Annotated in this window: 18 protein-coding genes; 10 read left to right on the top strand and 8 right to left on the bottom strand. The window is 58.2% G+C overall.

All coding sequences use genetic code 11. From position 1 onward, the window contains the following. The coding region (locus NW818_RS07705) for a PDZ domain-containing protein (RefSeq protein WP_414424234.1) at positions 1-500 on the top strand (500 nt) is incomplete at its 5' end. A 67-nt stretch (positions 501-567) separates the two neighbouring features. Continuing rightward, positions 568-2,172, top strand: coding sequence for a serine/threonine-protein kinase (locus NW818_RS07700; RefSeq protein WP_414424233.1), 1,605 nt, complete (start codon positions 568-570; stop codon positions 2,170-2,172). A 54-nt stretch (positions 2,173-2,226) separates the two neighbouring features. Here the strand turns inward: NW818_RS07700 and NW818_RS07695 are convergent, their stop codons facing one another. Next, positions 2,227-3,579, bottom strand: coding sequence for an FAD/NAD(P)-binding oxidoreductase (locus tag NW818_RS07695; protein ID WP_414424232.1), 1,353 nt, complete (start codon positions 3,577-3,579; stop codon positions 2,227-2,229). Positions 3,580-3,956: 377 nt separating this feature from the next. Here NW818_RS07695 and NW818_RS07690 point away from each other — a divergent pair, with 377 nt between their 5' ends. The 4 genes from NW818_RS07690 (at position 3,957) to NW818_RS07675 (ending at position 9,660) form a co-directional block, all read left to right on the top strand. Then, the gene (locus tag NW818_RS07690; protein ID WP_414424231.1) at positions 3,957-6,722 is read left to right on the top strand and encodes a cation-transporting P-type ATPase; all 2,766 of its coding nucleotides are present in this window, start codon (positions 3,957-3,959) and stop codon (positions 6,720-6,722) included. A gap of 565 nt (positions 6,723-7,287) precedes the next feature. Beyond that, positions 7,288-7,740 carry an AbrB family transcriptional regulator gene (locus NW818_RS07685; RefSeq protein WP_414343799.1) on the top strand — a complete coding sequence of 151 codons (453 nt, stop codon included), beginning with the start codon at positions 7,288-7,290 and terminating at the stop codon, positions 7,738-7,740. Between the two features lie 134 nt (positions 7,741-7,874). Beyond that, complete coding sequence (locus NW818_RS07680) at positions 7,875-9,278, top strand: 1-acyl-sn-glycerol-3-phosphate acyltransferase (protein ID WP_414416420.1); 1,404 nt, start codon at positions 7,875-7,877, stop codon at positions 9,276-9,278. A gap of 178 nt (positions 9,279-9,456) precedes the next feature. Beyond that, on the top strand, positions 9,457-9,660 hold the full coding sequence (locus NW818_RS07675; RefSeq protein ID WP_041436260.1) for a hypothetical protein: 204 nt from the start codon (positions 9,457-9,459) through the stop codon (positions 9,658-9,660). A gap of 103 nt (positions 9,661-9,763) precedes the next feature. Here the strand turns inward: NW818_RS07675 and NW818_RS07670 are convergent, their stop codons facing one another. After that, on the bottom strand, positions 9,764-10,294 hold the full coding sequence (locus tag NW818_RS07670; protein ID WP_011432401.1) for a hypothetical protein: 531 nt from the start codon (positions 10,292-10,294) through the stop codon (positions 9,764-9,766). Between the two features lie 26 nt (positions 10,295-10,320). Between NW818_RS07670 and NW818_RS07665 the strand changes: the two genes are divergently transcribed. The 3 genes from NW818_RS07665 to NW818_RS07655 all read left to right on the top strand — a co-directional run bounded on the left by NW818_RS07665 (position 10,321) and on the right by NW818_RS07655 (position 12,298). Continuing rightward, a complete protein-coding gene (locus NW818_RS07665) occupies positions 10,321-10,653 on the top strand; it encodes an OmpA family protein (RefSeq protein ID WP_414412828.1) in 333 nt (110 codons plus the stop codon). Between the two features lie 323 nt (positions 10,654-10,976). Further along, a complete protein-coding gene (locus NW818_RS07660) occupies positions 10,977-11,885 on the top strand; it encodes a hypothetical protein (protein ID WP_414424230.1) in 909 nt (302 codons plus the stop codon). A 239-nt stretch (positions 11,886-12,124) separates the two neighbouring features. Continuing rightward, positions 12,125-12,298, top strand: a complete 174-nt coding sequence (locus NW818_RS07655) for a hypothetical protein (protein WP_414424229.1) — start codon at positions 12,125-12,127, stop codon at positions 12,296-12,298. Between the two features lie 289 nt (positions 12,299-12,587). Here the strand turns inward: NW818_RS07655 and NW818_RS07650 are convergent, their stop codons facing one another. Both NW818_RS07650 and rnc read right to left on the bottom strand, forming a co-directional pair. Then, a complete protein-coding gene (locus NW818_RS07650) occupies positions 12,588-12,815 on the bottom strand; it encodes a hypothetical protein (protein WP_414424228.1) in 228 nt (75 codons plus the stop codon). Then, positions 12,812-13,534 carry a ribonuclease III gene (rnc, locus tag NW818_RS07645; protein WP_414331753.1) on the bottom strand — a complete coding sequence of 241 codons (723 nt, stop codon included), beginning with the start codon at positions 13,532-13,534 and terminating at the stop codon, positions 12,812-12,814. The genes NW818_RS07650 and rnc overlap by 4 nt, the downstream gene beginning before the upstream one ends. 153 nt (positions 13,535-13,687) lie before the next feature. Between rnc and NW818_RS07640 the strand changes: the two genes are divergently transcribed. Continuing rightward, complete coding sequence (locus tag NW818_RS07640; RefSeq protein ID WP_414331755.1) at positions 13,688-14,020, top strand: hypothetical protein; 333 nt, start codon at positions 13,688-13,690, stop codon at positions 14,018-14,020. A 63-nt stretch (positions 14,021-14,083) separates the two neighbouring features. Here NW818_RS07640 and NW818_RS07635 read toward each other — a convergent pair whose 3' ends face one another. From NW818_RS07635 to NW818_RS07620, 4 genes are all read right to left on the bottom strand, one after another. Next, positions 14,084-14,359, bottom strand: a complete 276-nt coding sequence (locus NW818_RS07635; RefSeq protein ID WP_011432394.1) for a hypothetical protein — start codon at positions 14,357-14,359, stop codon at positions 14,084-14,086. Between the two features lie 100 nt (positions 14,360-14,459). Then, positions 14,460-15,524 (bottom strand): A/G-specific adenine glycosylase, encoded by a 1,065-nt coding sequence (mutY, locus tag NW818_RS07630; protein ID WP_414424227.1) that lies wholly within the window; start codon positions 15,522-15,524, stop codon positions 14,460-14,462. A 94-nt stretch (positions 15,525-15,618) separates the two neighbouring features. Next, positions 15,619-15,756 (bottom strand): hypothetical protein, encoded by a 138-nt coding sequence (locus tag NW818_RS07625; RefSeq protein ID WP_011432392.1) that lies wholly within the window; start codon positions 15,754-15,756, stop codon positions 15,619-15,621. A gap of 233 nt (positions 15,757-15,989) precedes the next feature. After that, entirely contained in the window at positions 15,990-17,318 is a 1,329-nt protein-coding gene (locus NW818_RS07620) for a class I SAM-dependent methyltransferase (RefSeq protein WP_414424226.1), read from the bottom strand. Positions 17,319-17,406: the final 88 nt, after the last annotated feature.

The raw sequence follows: 17,406 nt of genomic DNA, 5'->3' as shown, positions 1-17,406 counted from the left end.
CGGATGCGGCCATTAACCCCGGCAACTCGGGTGGCCCACTGCTGGATGCGGAAGGCCGCGTGATTGGGGTGAATACGGCCATCTTCCAGCGAGCTCAGAGCGTCGGCTTTGCCATCCCCATCAACCGCGCCATGGACATTGCCGAGCAACTGATCCGTGACGGTCGGGTAGAACACGCCTTCTTGGGCATTCGCATGATCACCCTCAACCCCGACATTGTGGCGCGCCTCAACCGCGACCCCGCTCGTCCCACCACGCTGACAGTGGAAGAAGGGGTCTTGATCGGGCAGGTGATTCCGGGATCCCCGGCTGAGGAGATTGGCTTGCGGGAGGGGGATGTGATCACTGAAATCAATGGGCAGGCCATCCGCGATGCCGAGCAGGTGCAGCAGTTGGTGGAAGCCGCTGGGGTGGGCAATACGCTGACGCTGCGGGTCATCCGAAATGGACAGGCACGCACCTTCCAGGTGAAAACTGGAGTGCTGCCCTCGGACTTCTAGGGGGCTCCATAGGCCAGCAACTCTCTGATCCCTGTGACAGAATGGCAGTAGGGGCAGGGATCCAGATATGGCTTGGGCAGTTGGTGAACAATTGCAAGGGGGACGCTACCGCATCGAGGCCGTTTTGGGGGAGGGGGGCTTCGGCATCACCTACCGGGCCTGGGATAGCGTTCGTGCCGACCAGGTGGTTATCAAAGTTTTGAACGACAGCCTTCGTGAGGATCCCGACTATCCCCACTTCCAGCAGAACTTCATGAACGAGGCGCTGCAACTGGCCCGCTGCCGCCACCCCCATGTGGTGAAGGTGGAAGAGGTGATCTGGGAGCAGGAGCGCTGGTGTATTGTGATGGAGTACATCCGCGGCCAGACTCTGCACCAGCTTCTGCGGCAAAAAGGGCCGTTGCCCCTGCCGGAAGCCCTGTGCCTGACGCGGGAGGTGGGATCCGCCCTGATGGCCCTGCACGAACAGGGGATCCTGCATCGGGATGTGAAGCCATCCAACATCATGGTGCGGGAGGGATCCGGGCAGGCAGTTTTGATCGACTTTGGCCTAGCTCGCGGCTACACCCAAGGTCTGATCCAACGCCACACCTCCTACGGCACCGATGGCTATGCTCCTCTAGAGCAATACGACAGCTTGCGCCGCCGCGGCGCCTTCACCGATGTCTACGCCTTGGCAGCAACCCTCTACACGGCGCTGACGGGGATGGTGCCTATGTGTGCGCCAGTGCGGGCCACAGGCCGCCAGTTGGATACCCCTCGCAGCCTTAACCCCAACATTCCCGAGGTTGTGGAGGCTGCCATTCTCAAAGGGATGGCTCTCCACCCAGAAGAGCGCCCGCAAACCATGGCCGAGTGGCTGGCACTGTTACCGGCAGAAGCCTCTCAACAAGGGAGGAAGCCGGTTGCTTTTGAGCCAGCCATCCGCACCCAAGAGCTGAGGGAGCTGGAGCAGATCTTGGCCCAGCCTCCACAACCCCAAGACGAGCTGGAACAGCTCCTGTCCCGGCACTCGGCGGAAGAGCTAGAGCAACTGGTGGCACCTCCCACCCCTGCCACTGCCAAAAAAGCTGGAAGAGAAGAGGGATGCGGATCCCTGATTTTTCCTGAGGTCTGTCCAGAGGAGAGAGGGAAGGGGGGATCCCTGCCCGGAACTCTCTCTTGGCCAGAGTGGGTGGGGGAAGCAGCCCCTGCCTTGCAAGGTCTGTGGGATCGGCTGCGAGCAGGGCAGTGGGGGGAGGCGGATCGCTGGACGACAGCCCTGATGCTGAAGCTTGCTGGGCGCTCGCAAGTGGGCTTTTTTGATCCCAAGGATGTTCAGGCCTTCCCCTGCCCCATGCTGCGGCTGATTGACCAACTGTGGGTGCGGGCCAGCCATGGGCGCTTTGGCTTTACCGTCCAGAAGCAACTTTGGCAGGAGTGTGACCCGGAGGGAAGAGGAGGGATCCGTTCGGGCTCCTTCTCAGCCTTGCCCCGCGAAGACTGCATGGGGGAAAGAGTCGGCTGGCAGGTGCAGGGCCGCTGGCTGGGGTATGGGGAGCTCACAACCCGTCTGGCAGCGCCTAAGGGTCATCTGCCGGTGGGCTTTTTTTGGGGCTACTCAGGTGGCCTACGTGCGGCGCTGCTGATGCTGGATCGGGCGGTATTGAAAAAGTTCAAAGCTTGCCTGTAAAAAACTCCCCCCTCCCAAAGGGAGAGGGGCTGGGGAGTGAGGGGATAGAAAGCCCTAGTAGCGGTGCACCAGCTTGTTGATGGGCTTGAAGATGTCTGCCTCAAACTTTTTGCCCTTGAGCATGCGGTTCCAATAGAGCCAGGGTAATAGATGCACCTTGGCTAGGTACATGGAGTAGCGCTCCCGCGTCGGATCCAGCGGGAAGGAGGGAGCCAGTTTCCCCCCGTAGGCAAACTCCGCCATGATTAGGGAGTTATAGCCTGTGATCAGGGGACAACAGGTGTAGCCATCATACTGGGCCACCGGGGGCTTGGACTGCATGGCAGCCAAGAGATTTTCGGCCAGTACCGGCGCTTGCTTGCGGGCGGCAGCCGCCGTTTTGGACGTTGGCAGAGAAGAGGCATCTCCCAAGGAAAACACGTTGGGGTAGCGGGTGTGCTGCAGCGTTGCCTTATCCACATCCACCCATCCTCCCGGCCCGGCCAGGGGGCTGCGCTTGACAAAGTCCGGAGCGCTCATGGGCGGAGCCACGTGGATCATGTCGTAGTGCAGGCTCACCTCTTCTTTGCCATTGTCGGTGGTGACTTCAAAGATGGCTTCCTGAGTCTCAGGCCGGATGGCTTTGAGGTTGTGCTTGAATTTCACCTGGATCCCTCGCCGCTCTACCACCTTCTCCAGGGCAGCACTGTACTCCGGCACGGCAAAGAGAGTGGGAGTGGCTGTGCAAAAGAGAACCTTGGTGTTGACGCCAACCCCACTTTTGCTTTTGAAGACATCGTCGGCCAGGTACATGATTTTTTGGGGGGCGCCGCCGCACTTGATTGGCGTAGCCGGGTACGTGAAGATGGCTGTTCCTCCCTTGAAGTTGCGGATGGTCTCCCAAGTGTAGGAGACGTAGTCCTTGGAGTAGTTGCTGGTTACTCCTCCTTTGCCCAGCGCCTCCGGCAAGCCCTCGATCAAGTGCCAGTCAATCTGGATCCCTGGGGCAACGATGAGGTAGTCGTACTGAATAACCTGGCCGGTCTCGGTGATGACGCGGTTGTGATCTGGATCCAGCTCTGCCACTCGCGCTTGAATCCAGGTGGCTCCCTTGGGGATCACAGTCCTTTCGTCCCGGATAAACTTGGCCAGGGGGGCAATACCTCCCCCCACCAATGTCCAGCCGGGCTGGTAGTAGTGCTTGTCGGATGGCTCGATGATCGCGATGTCGAGGTTACGCTTGCGCTCCAGCAACTGGGCCGCTGCGCTGATGCCGGCAGCCCCTCCTCCCACTACAACAATTTGATGGTGAATGACAGGTTGCGAAGTTCTGGAGGTGGATCCCTCCACGCCAGGGCGCCCGTTCGTTTGGGTGGAGGCGGGTGGGGATTGGGTTTTGAGTTCCATTGGCTTAGTAGTCGTTGACACAGCAGTTTCCTCAAACAGAACTGAACTTGAGCTCAAGAAGCTGTTTAGTTTAATGCGGAAGAACCTGTTAAATGACAGCCAACAACCCCGAACTGGCAATCCGTAGAAGACTCTGCAGATTGCCAGCCTTCAGGAGCTGCAGCTGGGAAACAAGTCTAACCATAACACCCGATAAGAATATAGCCATTTTTTCAAGCTGTCGAGAATTTGAGGCAAATCTTAGCCTGGGACTTAGGCTTTGTTGACGCTGGTGGCAGCAGTGGCATCTCGGAGGATGAGCAGCATCCGCTAGGCTGTGGACTGTACGAAGGATTTGCCGCTGGGTTCACGGCTGGCCTTCAAGTTCTGTTGCGATTCAACTGGAGACCTTCATCACGATGGCAAAATCCATCCCTGCTGGCTCATTGCCGGTTGCTCCCTGGCACGCTCTGCCCGAAGAGGATGTTGCCCGCCAAATTGTTGCAGAGGAACTACCTCTGGCAGCGCTTTTGGAACGGGGTCTGTCTCAAGCTGAGGTGATCCAGCGGCAGAAGCAATATGGCCCCAACGAGCTAAAGGCCAAGGCGGCTACCCCGGCCTGGGTGAAGTTTCTGCAGCAGTTCAACCAATCCTTGCTCTACATCTTGATGGTTGCCGGGGCGGTCAAGGCGTTTTTGGGATCCTGGCGCAATGCCATCGTGATCTGGGCGGTGGTGGTGATCAACGCCCTCATCGGCTACATCCAAGAGTCCAAAGCGGAGGAAGCGATTGCCGCTCTGGCTCGGTCGGTGGTGACGGAGGTCACGGTCATCCGGGATGGGCAAAAACTGCGGGTGCCCTCGCGGGAGCTGGTGCCGGGGGATGTGGTGCTGCTGAGTTCGGGAGATAAGGTGCCCGCCGACCTGCGCTTGCTAAGCGTGCGCAACTTGCAGGTGGATGAATCGGCCCTGACCGGAGAGTCGGTGCCGGTGGAAAAACGGCTGGGATCCCTGCCAGAGGAGACTTCTCTTGCGGACCGCCAGAACATGGCCTACGCCGGCAGCTTCGTCACCTTCGGCCAAGGGGCAGGAGTGGTGGTGGCCATCGGCAACCAAACCCAGACGGGCCGCATTTCTGAGCTGATCGAGGAAAGGGGATCCCTGCAAACCCCCCTGACTCGCAAGTTCGAGGAATTCAGCCTCATGCTGCTCAGGATCATCCTCAGCTTGGCCGGGCTCACCTTTTTGGTGGGATTGGCTCAGGGACAGGGGGCGGCCAGTGTCTTTGAGGCGGCAGTGGCGCTGGCGGTGAGTGCTATCCCCGAAGGCTTGCCGGCGGTAGTCACTGTAACCTTGGCGATTGGGGTTTCCCGCATGGCAAAACGCCACGCCATTATCCGCAAGCTGCCGGCGGTGGAGACCCTGGGCAGCGCTACGGTAATTTGCTCTGACAAAACCGGCACCCTCACGGAAAACCAGATGACGGTGCAGGCCATCTACGCCGGATCCCAGCTCTACCGGGTTACCGGCAGCGGCTACAGCCCCCAGGGCCAGATCCTGTTCCAGGCGGCTGATTCCCCCATCGAAATCCATCAATTGCCTGCTCTTGAGGCTTGCCTCGTAGCTGGCTGCCTCTGCAACGACACCCGCCTCCAACCCAAGGACAAGGGCCAGTGGGAAGTTGTAGGGGATCCCACCGAAGCTGCCCTCATTGTGGCGGGCCAAAAGGCGGGTTTGGATATGGACGATCTGCAGCGCCGCCGCCCTCGCCTGGACAGCATCCCCTTTGAATCCGAGTTTCAGTACATGGCCACCTTGCACCGCCTGGGGCCAGAAGAGCACTGCATCTATGTCAAGGGATCGGTGGAAGCCCTGCTGCCCCGCTGCCGCAGCCAGATGGGATCCCAGGGGGAGATCCAGCCTCTGGAAGAGGAGCGGATTCGCCAGCAGGTGGAGGCCTTGGCACGGCAGGGGCTGCGAGTTCTGGCCTTTGCCCAAAAAACCGTCCCCAGCAGCCAAACTCGGGTGGATCACCCAGATCTGCAGGAGGGTTTAATCTTCCTCGGTTTGCAAGGAATGATCGACCCGCCGCGGCCAGAGGCCATTGCGGCAGTGCATTCCTGCCAAACGGCTGGGATCCAGGTGAAGATGATCACCGGCGACCACGTGCTCACGGCTCAAGCCATTGCCGAGCAGATGGGCCTGGGGGGTGGAAAACCTGTGCAAGCCTACAGCGGTCGAGATCTGGAGCAGCTCAGCCCGGAGGAATTTGTGGAAGCTGCCAATCGGGGATCCGTCTTCGCACGGGTGGTGCCAGAGCAAAAGCTGCGCCTGGTGGAAGCTCTGCAAGCGCGGGGGCAGATCGTGGCCATGACCGGCGATGGCGTCAACGACGCTCCGGCCCTAAAGCAAGCAGATGTGGGGATTGCCATGGGGCGAGGCGGCACCGAAGTGGCCAAAGCTGCTGCCGACATGATCCTGACCGATGACAACTTCGCCTCCATTGAGGCAGCCGTTGAGGAGGGGCGCACGGTTTACAACAACCTGCTCAAAGCCATTGCCTTCATCCTGCCGGTGAACGGGGGGGAATCGATGACGATTCTCCTCAGCGTGCTGCTCAACCGCGAGCTCCCCATTCTGGCCATTCAAGTGCTGTGGCTCAACATGATCAACTCCATCACCATGACGGTGCCTCTTGCCTTTGAGCCGAGCACAGGCCGAGAGATGACTCGCCCACCGCGGGATCCGGAGGCCAACTTGCTCTCTCCTAGGCTGCTGCAGCGCATCCTGCTGGTGTCCGTGTTCAACTGGATCTTGATCTTCGGGGTTTTTGAATACATCGAACAAACCACCGGCAGCATTGACCTGGCCCGCACCATGGCCATCCAAGCGTTGGTGATCGGGCGAATTTTCTATTTGCTCAGCCTCAGCCAAGCCATTCCTACCCTGCTGGGCCGTGGACGTGCCAGCCAATTGGAGCACCATGAGCGCCTCATGGACACAGCGGCCATTGCCATCGGCATTGGGGCGGCCATCCTGCTGCAGATCCTCTTCAGCCAGTGGAGCCTGTTCAACATTATCTTCGACACAGCACCCCTGTCTTGGGAGCAATGGGGCTTTTGTTTGCTGGTGAGCTTGCCACTCATCGTTGTCTCAGCGGCAGCCAATCGAGTGGATCCTGAATGAATAACTTGCTTTGGGCAACTCGCGCTCACTGCGCTCCCATCTGAAGAAGTGCCGAAGAGGGGATCCCTCAGCCATTACTCAGATGTAGCCGGCCTCTGCCAAGAGATAAAAATGCCTGCTGGCCTAGGTCTGATGGCATCCAGCTTCACACCGCTCTGGCTGTCTTTTCGACCGATTTGCGCAAGGCAATCACCATCTCAGCGGCGGTTTTTTGGAAAGTCGAGCCTGTTTTCTGGCTGTGATCAGAGTTTGGGGCAGCCGACGAGTGGGGATGAGGCTGTAGAAAGCGGTGAGTCGGATCTACACCGCGGTACTACCCCCAAGGCGATCTTTTGTCAGCTCCATCCACAAAAGCCCCAGCACTCTTCAGGGCTTGAGTTCTTTTTGCCCCCATCACCTTTTGGCAAGGGCAGGAACACCTCTTGAGGGAGACGAGGTTTTTCCTTCGGAGCTGCTGGCTCAAGGAACAAGAGAAAAACCTGTCTTCAAAAAAGTCTCAGACTTTCGGTTGCAGGAGTACATCACAAGGGTATGATCTTAAGAGAAGGATGTAGGACATTAAAAAATGTCAGATATACCACCACAACCTTTAACCGGGAAGGCTCTGCTCCAGAAGGTCGAAGCGTTGGGGCATCTTCCACGCCGAGAAACGGCAAAGCGATGTGGCTATGTAACCATGACCAAGACCAACAAGCCTCGCGTCAACTTGAATGAGTTCTATGACGCGGTGCTGGCGGCAAAAGGTCTGAGTCTCAGCCCAAGTTCCAGCCGGGACAAGCGCGGTCGTGAGCCAACCTTTCGGGTCAGCGTTCACAAAAATGGGCAGTTGATCATTGGGTCGGCCTACACCGAAAAAATGAATCTCAAGCCTGGGGATGAGTTTGAGATTCAGCTGGGTTACAAACACATTCACCTCAAGCAAGTGCTAAACGGCCAGGGGGTGGAGGAGTCAACCCCAAGCAAAGAAGCTTCCCCCAAAGCGACTCGCGGTCGCCGAAAAAAAACTGCTGGGGCTTGAACCTCTCCTGGGGTTGAGGAGAAGGGATCCAGTTGACGAACTGTCACTGCGCAGCTTTCTTCCCGCTTTGCCCTCTTTAAGATGGGATCCAAAGCCTAGGTTCACCCTCTTTCTGACCCTAGATAAGGATCCCTATGCAACAGAAGGTTCAGCCACCCCTCAAGTTTTTGCCGCCGCGATTGACGCCTTGGGTCGTTCATTTCGCTCAAGCAGGCTTGCCCCTTTGGTTGCGATGGACCAAAGGGATCCCTCGCGTTGAAGTGGAGGGGGGAGAGCGTTTGGCTCAGCTTTATCAGCAGTTTGAGGCGGGCAAGATTCGCCTGTTGGTGGCGTTTCGACACCCGACCCTCGATGATCCCCCCTGCTTGATGTACTTGTTCGCCCATCTCCTGCCGCAGGTGGCCCAACGCCAGGGGATCCGCTTTCGGGGCCGACCCCACGTTTTGTTTGTTTATGACCGCGGCCTACCTCTGTGGCTGGGATCCGTTGCCCGTTGGGGCTTGCCGCGCTTGGGCGGGATCCCGATTTTGCGAGGCCGTCTGGATCGGGCAGGGCTAAAAAGTTCTCGTGAGCAGTTTGTATCGGGCCGATATCCGCTGGCGGTAGCTCCAGAAGGAACGATCAACGGTATGAGCAGTCTTCTCAACCCGTTGGAGCCGGGGGTAGCCCAGATGAGCTTTTGGGCGGTGGAGGATCTGCACAAGGCGGGACGGCCAGAGCAGGTGCTGATCTTGCCGGTGGGCCTTCGCTATTCCTACCTGCGGGATCCCAGTGCCGCTCTGAATAGATTGCTCAGCCGCATGGAGGCCGATTGCAAGCTGCCACCCCCGCGCTCAACCCATGCCAGTCAGGCCTTTTTGCTGGCCCGTATCCTTCGCTTGGGAGAACACCTGCTCCAGGTCATGCAGACCTTCTATGAGCGCTTCTATGCCCCTGCTCTTCCTGCTGCAGATAGAGCCCAAGTTAAAGAGGGGGATCTGTTGGCGCGTCTTCAAAGCTTGTCAGATCTGGCCCTGCGGGTGGCCGAGCAACATTTCGGCCTAGAGCCTCAAGGAGACTTCATCGAGCGGCGGCACCGCATCGAACAGGCGGGCTGGGCCTGGATCTACCGCGAAGATATTGCCGATATTGCTGGTCTCTCGGCTTTGGAAAGGGGGCTGGCCAATCGAGTGGCTGCTGAGGCCAGTTTTCACCTCTGGCACATGCGCTTGGCGGAAACCTTGATGGTGTTTGCGGTGCGCCCTGTACCTGAGCAGCCCAGTTTGAGTCTGGATGAGTTGGCGGAAACCGCCCTGCGCCTCTGGAGTCTGCTGGCTTGGATCAAAGGAGAAAATCCCGTCGGAACTGCTCCCCCCCGCTTGGGACCCCGCCTGGCCCGTTTCAGCATTGGGGATCCCCTCTCGGTTTCCGAACGCTGGCCCGCCTACCAGGCCAACCGCCGACAAGCCGTACAAGCCCTCACCCAAGATTTACAAGCAGAAATGGAGCGGCTTATCAAAGGGATCCCGTGCTCCCCTGCGGTCCTCCCTGCTGTCTGACATGCCTAGTCGGCTCAGGGGCAAAAAGTGTAACAATTCCTGAGACATCTTGTGAGATATTTCGTGAAAGTAAGACGAACTTTTGCATTATCTGACAAGCAGGTGAAGGAAAGGGGAAGTTTCTGGCTCTTGGGGTAGAAAGGGGGCAGAAAGGAAGTGAGGCTCGTTGGCTTGGTCTATGTCTGATGAGCTGCTCCGCGCCATTCGCAGACGCGACCTGGAGGCCGCCACTTCAGCCGTGCAGCATTTGCGTTCTCGCCATTTAAGTGAAGCTGTGATCACCTCGATGGTGATGGTGGCCGTGGAGCGGTTGGCATGGGATGAAGGCGACCGGGCCGCCGCCAGTTGGTTACTGCGTCGCTGCTCCAGACGACGGCGCTGAAGGGATCCCCCCTGGCCCAGAGGTCATTGCGATACTTCCCCTTTCCCTGGATCCGAGGGGCTTCCCGTGTCAACCTGCCCACAAAGCCCTATCCGCAGAGGGATTAGCTTTCTTCCTTGCCCTTGTTCGGATCGTCGGGATGCTGTCGGTCTTCATCAAGGAACATAAGCCTCTGGCGAACAGCCAATCGGTACTCGGAGGTGCGCCGAGAGAGAGAAGTCCACGCTCCTGCGCTGCCCAATTTAGACTTCTGATATAGCAAGGACGCGCTGGGAGCGAAGCCAACGGTTTGGGCATCCCCAATGGCAGCCAGATCGGCGCTTAAGAAGACAAACTGCCAGCTCTCCTTCTCGGTTTTTTCCTTGATCATCTTCTCAATTTGCTCTTTGCGGAACTCGCGACTGGCATTCTCTTGCCCATCGGTTACCACAACCATCACAACCTTGGCCGGGCGATCTGCCTCGCTGAGTTCGCTGAGGCTCTTTTCTAGGTCGATGATGCCGCGCCCCATGGCATCCAGCAAGGGAGTAGAAGCTCGCGGCACGTAGGTCTCGCGGGTCAGCTCAGGGACCTCGGCAATTGGCTTGAAGCGGTGAATGACTTCATAGGGATCCTGGGAGTCGAACTGAACCAAGGTAAGGGTGGCACTTCCTCTACGGCATTCTCTTTGCCTATGACTCGGATCAAATCGAAGCGGCTGCCGAGCCCACCCTTGCCGAGATCGCCAAGCTGATGCGCGAGCGCACCGACCTCAGCATCCTCGTGGTCGGTCATACCGATGCAACCGGGAGCTTCGACTACAACCTAGGTCTCTCGCGGCGCCGGGCCGAGGCGGTTGTCAACCGGTTGGTTCAGCTGGGTATCGAGCAACGTCGACTCTATCCGGTTGGTGTGGGGTTCTCTGCTCCTGTGGCCAGCAACACCACTGAGGAAGGCCGGGCGAAGAATCGCCGCGTGGAGTTGGTGGATCTGGCGGGTGGCAGAATCCCCTAGAGGGGAGTTTCCAGGTCTTGGGGCAGGACGGGTATCGCCGAAAGTCTGGACACTGCGGCTGTGGCGAACTAGTTTAGAGGCAACTCTTTACTTCTAAGCTATTTCAAGGGGTGGGATCCATGCTTAGGCCCAGTCTTTTGTTCTCCGGCTCGGCTTTGTTGGGTTTGCTGTCCTTGCCGTTTTTGATTGGCGAAGGTGGCTGGTTGACCTCATCTCGTAAGAGCCAGAGTCCTGTCACTGAGGTTTCTCTACAAGCTTGGGAGCACTCCCTGCCCTCATCCCAGGCCTTGTTTGAAGATGAAGCAGGTTCTGGATCTTGGCTCATGCGGCAAGCCCAGCTGCAAGAACGGGTACAACAGCTTGAGCAGCGCTCTCTAGCTCACCAGCAGCAGGTCTATCAATGGCTTGCGCAACAGGCAGATCCCCAGCCCGCCGGGGTTGTTGGCCGTTCCAACCCAAGCCTTGCCGTGCCGGCACGGCCTCGGCGTCAGGATCCCACTCTCTCTCAATCCTCTGCTCCGGCGGATCTTCCCAATGAGCTGGCGCTGCTAACCCAATTCATCCAGCAGGAGCCGGGAAATGCGCAACTTTATCTGCAACGGGCGCAATACTTCTGGCGTCAGTCTCAGGAGGATCCTGCTGCTTTACCGCAGCCGGAGCATGCTTCTGCCATTGCTTACCTGATGCGCTCCGCTCTGCGGGATCTGGATATTGCTATTGCTTTGGATCCCTATCTGGCTGAAGCCTATTTGCTCAAGGCCAAAATCCAACACGAGCGTTTGCAAGAACCTGAGCAGGCTCTGGCAACCTTGTCTCCTCTGGATCGGATTGCCTATCACAACCCGCAACTGCACTTGATCCGCTCTCGCATCTGGGCCGAACAAGGCCATCTGGAATCGGCGTTTGATGTGTCGCATCTGGCGATTGAGCTGGCCAAGCAAAATCAAAGTGCTGCCGATCTTTTCGAGGCCTATGTCCATCGCGGCCTGATGTGGGCCAGCATCTGCGACTTCAATTTGGCCGTTCAGGATTTCAGCCGGGCTATCGAGGTGCAGCCCCAGCGGGCTGAAGGTTACTACCACCGCGGTATGGCGCGCGCTTACCAGGGAGAGGATAGGGCTGGTGCCGCTTCCGATTTGGGTAGCGCTTTGATGTTGTGGCAGGTTTCGGGCGGGGGATCCCCGGGGCTGCTGGAATATGTAGAAGCGGTGCGGAGGGAACTGTTGCGGTAGCTCAGCTCTGGCGGGGTTTTTGCTGAGGATCTGAAGCGCTGGGTTTGGGGTCTTTGCCCAGGAGCATTTGGCAAGTTCGTCCAAGCCAGGCCAGGATGGTAGAGCCATCTGTTACCTAGGGGGGCTTGAACGCCCCCCTGAAGAGAACCCAGCCAAGTGATGAGCCGAAGACAACTGACCATCTCCGTATCCTCTGTAGCCCTGGTGGTGGCCACGCCGTTCAAAACCTGGAAACCTATGTGTTGGATCCTCTGTTGGTGGGATCCTCGGTGCAGGTGAAGCCCTTGTATCAGTTGCTGGCGGTGCTGGGCGGTACCCAGTTGTTGGGTATTGTTGGGGCGGTGATCGCCCCCCCGTGGGTGGCCGGTATGGCGGTGCTGTTGGAGAACCTTTATCTGAAGCCCAAGATCTGAAGCCCAAGCAGGAGGCAGAGGTTCGAGCCAGGCTGTATGCTCGGGCCACCGAGGCTGCTGGTTCTTTGGCTTTGCCGGGGATGGATCCTGCCGACGCGAGCAGCCCAGAGCCATCTTTTTCCTCTGGTCCGAATGGCTCTTCAAACGAGCCGGAAGGGTTGCCACAGGAAGAAAGTCTCTCGCCTGCGGATCCCGTAGCCGGAAGAAGTCCTTATTAGCAAGCTTCTCATCTATTCGCCTCTGTTGCTCTCGGAGAAGGGCTGCTGTGGTTTTGGGTAGGGTGCACATCTCAGCGGTGACGGGCATCGAGGATAAACAGAGCACTGCCTACGACGAACAGGAGACTGGCTCCTATTCCCAGCAGGGTTTGGACAACCTTGAGATTGAGAAGGGTTGGAGCTGCGGGATCCCACGGAGGGGGGTCGCTACCCAAGGTCATCACCTCGCTCGCCGCAAACAGGCTGCTCCCCAGCAAAAACAACCAACTGGCCAACTCGTAGCGGTGGCTGCCTCTCATGTCTGCTCCGACTGCAAGTGTTCGTAGGCTTGGGCAGCGGCGGCCATTTCCGCAGCCTTTTTCGAGCGACCTTCACCGCGACCCCAGCACCGTCCTTGCCCCCAGACTTCCATGGTGAAATGGGGGGGATGTTCCTGGGCGGCCACCAGGCGGTATTCCGGCAGGCTGCCCCAAAGGCGTTGGGTGAGTTCTTGCAGGGCTGCTTTGGGGTTGCGCCGAGTGGGGTCTTGAAACCACTGCTCCACTCGCCGGTGTAGATAGGGATCCAGCCAGGGATGCAGCCTGGGCAGCGTGTAAATACCCCAACTGAGATAAAAAGCCCCAAGCAGAGCCTCGAAAGCATCCGCCAGCCGCCGACCCCGTCCGGCCAAGTCGTTTTGAGAGCTGGATCCCACCTCGAGGTAGCGATCCAAGCCGTGCAGATCCGCCAGTTCTGCCAGGTAAGCATCGCTGGTCAGGTCGGAGCGAATCGCGGTCAGCTCTCCCACCGACAGATGGGGATAGGACTGAAACAAGAATTCCGTAACCAAAATCCGCAGGACAGAATCCCCCAACAACTCCAGCCGATCGTTGTTCCGTCGGCCATCCAGAGAAGGGTGAATCAGAGCCTGATCCAGCAGATCCCAACGCAGTTGTTCCAGCAAAGCCGGATCCCTGAATCCAAGGCGGGCCAGCAAATGCTCCAAGGCACGGCGACGGGGCGGGATCAACTCAACCATACACTCAGGTGCTGACGTTGCCTTAGCGGTCAGAACTGCACAGCTTGCAACCATTTTGACCTGAGCCATCTCACCCAGGCCGGGATCCCCGCTCAGGCGGTAAGCCAGCTATGCTACAGGAGTAGTATAGGCTTTTCGAGGGAGGATCCCTGCATGCCCATTCGCGCCAATTCCCCCATTCCCACGACCCAGATGGAAGTGACCAGCATTCGGCTGGAACGTGAGCTGAAGCAGCGACTGAAGGCGTTGGCCGGAAATCAGGGTTACCAGGCCCTCATACGGGAAATTCTTTGGAGTTATGTCCTGCGTCACTCTCAAGGGGCTGCCACCCTCAGTCCTGAGGATATTCGGGCCAGCTTCCCGGCCACGGCCCACCAAGCCCAATGCTGTGCTCTCACCGGACGGGCCATTCAACCGCAGGAGCCAATGTTGCTGGGGTGGACCACCAATGGAAAGTTCGTCGCCCTTAGCTCCTCCTGCTTTTAATCTTTGTTTTGGGGTCTCTCTCCAGTTTGCGAAGGGATCCAACCGGCACGAGTGCCCATCCGTTTAGATGCCACGAAGTTCTCGATATTTTCTGGCCCGTTCCTCGGCTGGATCGGGGGCTTGAGCTTTGGCAACTGCCTCCTCCAGTTGGGCCATCACCGTCTCTGCCGGTTCAGCGGAGCGGACGACGTAAAACATTAGGTTAATGGCTTCGTTGGCCGTCAGTTTGAGGGTTTCTTTTCCCTTGGGCACCAGCGCGATCTTGCCATCTGTGGTTGTGATGGCTGTGTGGGATCCCTTGGCCAGAATCTCCCCCGCTTTTTCCAGAGTGACAAGCATATCCGTAGCTCACAGCAGCAGGACATCTACTATCCTATCGAATGTCTTGGGGCAAACGTTCCAGAAGGGTCTAAGCCATTTGGCGGATTGGGTGGGTTCATCATGGGTTGCCATGCTCTGCCAGCCAAGCATGCAAGTGGGGAAACAACTTTTGATTGGCTCCCGGGAAGGGAAATTCCGACAGTTCCGCCGGGCTGACCCAGCGCACCTCGCTACATTGCAGGGCTTGGGCTTCTCCGCCCAGGTAGCGACAGATAAAAGCGATAAGAGTAACGGTGAAATGGGTATAGGCATGTTCGACGGTGGCTAGCGGCGCGACCACCTCGATATCGATGCCGATTTCTTCTTTTACCTCCCGTACTACACACTCAGCAGCCGTTTCTCCCGGCTCGATTTTGCCTCCGGGAAACTCCCACAGCCCGCTGAGCATTGAGCTTTCCAGTCGTCGATCGATAAGGATTTCTTTTCCCCGAAGAACAATGGCAACCGCGATTTGCTTATGAGGACGGGAGGCACGGGGTGCAGACATAGGCAATTGTTGGTGTTGACCTCGATTGTAGGCGCTGCAATCCGCTTGCCAAGGGCACTGGCCACAGTGAGGCTTTTTGGGACGACAGACGGTAGCCCCCAAATCCATCAGGGCTTGGTTAAAAGCCCGCGGCTGCACGGGATCCAACAATTGCTGGGAAAGCTGCCACAACAGGGGCAGACACTGGGCCGGAGGCTGCTGCAAAGCCACCAAGCGAGCCAACACCCGCTTGACGTTGCCATCCAAAATGGGCAAAGGCTGATCGAAGGCAGCGCTGAGAATGCCGCCAGCCGTGGTGCGCCCGATCCCCGGCAGAGCCAGCACCTGCTCCAAATCCCTGGGGAACTCGCCGTTCCGTTCCCGCACCAGGATTTGGGCGGCTTTGTGCAAGTTCAGGGCCCGCCGGTAGTAGCCCAGGCCCTCCCACAGTTTCAGCACCTGCTGCTGGGGGGCTGCCGCCAATGCTGGGATCCCGGGCAGGGTTTGCATCCAGCGCTGAAAGTAGGGGATAACTGTTGCCACCTGGGTTTGCTGTAACATCACTTCCGAAACCCAAATGGCGTAAGGATCCCGGGTGCGGCGCCAGGGCAGATCCCTTCCGTGGTCACGGTACCAACGTTGAAGAGACTGCCGCAAGCGTTGCAAAGAAGCCTCGTCCCAATTCCCTACCTTGTCCGGGAGGCTTGCAGCGCAGGAAAAGCTGCCCTTAGCTTCTGGAAGAGGCTGAGACTCAAGCCGCGTAAGCAAAGTGCAAAGCCCACCAGATCAGGGCCGAAACCACACCGGCCACAATCCCTGCCGAGATCAAAACGACAATTGGGCTATCTGCCCCCTTGAACTTCATAATGCCGCGATTGTAGTCAGCCATCCTTGCCTCCTACCAGCTCTGGCGTTGGGGTTGCCATGGATGTTGATTGGGATCCAGATCTGCCAGCTCTATTCACAGGGAAAGCTGTGGCGAAGATGTCCCAGTAGAGGTGCTCCGCACCGCCGGCGCAAACATGCCTGGGGAGAAGCACCGTCCTCGGTCATGCATGATACAACCTTAGCATGGAACAGACTTTGACCCTGGTGATTTGGACTGTTTGGAATAACCAGAAGCTAGGCAACCCGCAGGACTAACCGGTCTGCTTCCCACTGTCGAAATAGGTTGAGAAGGTGGTCGGCTCTCTCTTCATGGGCAGCCAGGATCTCAGCGCCAGAACGGGCTTGATTGGCCAAGGGCAGCAGCAGCTCCACCACTTGGTAGCGGGTAGAGGCCATCATCTTGCCAGGGATGCGGGCGACGGGCCAGAAAATATCCATCTTCTGGGTCAGGATCTGGGCCGGATCCAGCTTGCCCAACAGATCTGAAAAGGGGATTTTTTGATCCCAGTAGCGCACGCTGCCATAGCGGACAAACAAGGGGTTGAGCTGCCAGCGGGAGCTCTTAAAAAATTCGACTGTAAAGGGATCCCAGTGGTCCACCTTTTTCCCTTGATGGCAACACCAGAAGAGATTTTGCGTGTGATACAGAGGCTCCAGATACTCCATGACCCGCAGTTGGTCGATGCGAGCAAGGGCCTCGTAGCGGCGATGGAACTCCGGGTGGGTGGCGGCAATCAACGGCCTGGCATTCCAATAGTCCAAGTAGGGGGCTACATCGATAAACTCCAGCCCGGCTTGGGCAAGCAAGTCGGGAATCTCGCCGATGTCGAAAGGAATATCATTGGCATGGAAGAAATTATCGACAATGTTTTCATCTTGTCCATAGTATTCTTGGTGAGCCTTGGCGTGCTTGGCCAAAAGGGAATTGGGGCTGGCTCCCTTCAGCAGTTGCCGCACAAATTCGATCTTTTCTGGGGTTGCAGGTGGGGTGATGCCCAACAACTCCAAGGCTCGCCGAATGCGGTACAGATGCCAACGGCCTGAACGGTTGTAAAGCATCAGCGCCATCACCCCATCGGGAGCCAACCGCGATGCCAGATTGCTCAAAGCCTTCACCGGATCTGCAGTGTGGTGAATCACGCCGTAGGAGCTGATCATGTCGAAGCTGCCTTCGGGCCAAGTAGAGGGATCCAGCAGATCCCCGTACTGCACAGAGCAGTTGCGTAGGCCGTGGTGCTTAATTCGCTTTTGGGCAATCTCTAGGGCCGGGCGGCTGATGTCGATCCCGACCACCGACCCATAGCCGGGGTTGCTGGCGGCAATGCCATGCACCTCCCAGCCGGTGCCACACCCTGCCACCAAAAACCTGGCTCCTGCGGGCTCTTGCAGCCTACGGGTGCGGGCGTACTGCGCCAAGGTGTAGCTGCCCAGACTGGAGAAGCCCTCAAAGGGTCGGTCGTAAGGAATAGGAGGGTAGGGGAACGTCTCGTACTGGGCCTGCACCGCCCGGGTAATCTCGGCTTCGCTCACCAAAAGCACTTCCTCCCACGCGTTCCCCCCCATCCTAAGGTCTTCTTGACGCTTTGAGCCGGGAGATCTTGCTGGGTTGCCCGTCTGAGAACCTGGCCCTTCACAGCCTGGTTGTAAACCC

Origin of the sequence: Synechococcus sp. R6-5 (assembly GCF_047461775.1) — a bacterium.
Taxonomy (GTDB): Bacteria; Cyanobacteriota; Cyanobacteriia; order Thermostichales; family Thermostichaceae; genus Thermostichus.
This window is presented reverse-complemented; position numbering and strand designations above follow the sequence as displayed.

What these genes read in the sequence shown, in the direction of transcription:
- rnc (WP_414331753.1), bottom strand. Translation starts at nt 13,534, where the DNA reads ATGGTTGAGTTGATCCCGCCCCGTCGCCGTGCCTTGGAGCATTTGCTG.
- NW818_RS07690 (WP_414424231.1), top strand. Translation starts at nt 3,957, where the DNA reads ATGGCAAAATCCATCCCTGCTGGCTCATTGCCGGTTGCTCCCTGGCAC.
- NW818_RS07685 (WP_414343799.1), top strand. Translation starts at nt 7,288, where the DNA reads ATGTCAGATATACCACCACAACCTTTAACCGGGAAGGCTCTGCTCCAG.
- NW818_RS07640 (WP_414331755.1), top strand. Translation starts at nt 13,688, where the DNA reads ATGCCCATTCGCGCCAATTCCCCCATTCCCACGACCCAGATGGAAGTG.
- NW818_RS07635 (WP_011432394.1), bottom strand. Translation starts at nt 14,359, where the DNA reads ATGCTTGTCACTCTGGAAAAAGCGGGGGAGATTCTGGCCAAGGGATCC.
- NW818_RS07620 (WP_414424226.1), bottom strand. Translation starts at nt 17,318, where the DNA reads ATGGGGGGGAACGCGTGGGAGGAAGTGCTTTTGGTGAGCGAAGCCGAG.
- NW818_RS07675 (WP_041436260.1), top strand. Translation starts at nt 9,457, where the DNA reads ATGTCTGATGAGCTGCTCCGCGCCATTCGCAGACGCGACCTGGAGGCC.
- NW818_RS07680 (WP_414416420.1), top strand. Translation starts at nt 7,875, where the DNA reads ATGCAACAGAAGGTTCAGCCACCCCTCAAGTTTTTGCCGCCGCGATTG.
- NW818_RS07700 (WP_414424233.1), top strand. Translation starts at nt 568, where the DNA reads ATGGCTTGGGCAGTTGGTGAACAATTGCAAGGGGGACGCTACCGCATC.
- NW818_RS07650 (WP_414424228.1), bottom strand. Translation starts at nt 12,815, where the DNA reads ATGAGAGGCAGCCACCGCTACGAGTTGGCCAGTTGGTTGTTTTTGCTG.
- NW818_RS07660 (WP_414424230.1), top strand. Translation starts at nt 10,977, where the DNA reads ATGCGGCAAGCCCAGCTGCAAGAACGGGTACAACAGCTTGAGCAGCGC.
- NW818_RS07625 (WP_011432392.1), bottom strand. Translation starts at nt 15,756, where the DNA reads ATGGCTGACTACAATCGCGGCATTATGAAGTTCAAGGGGGCAGATAGC.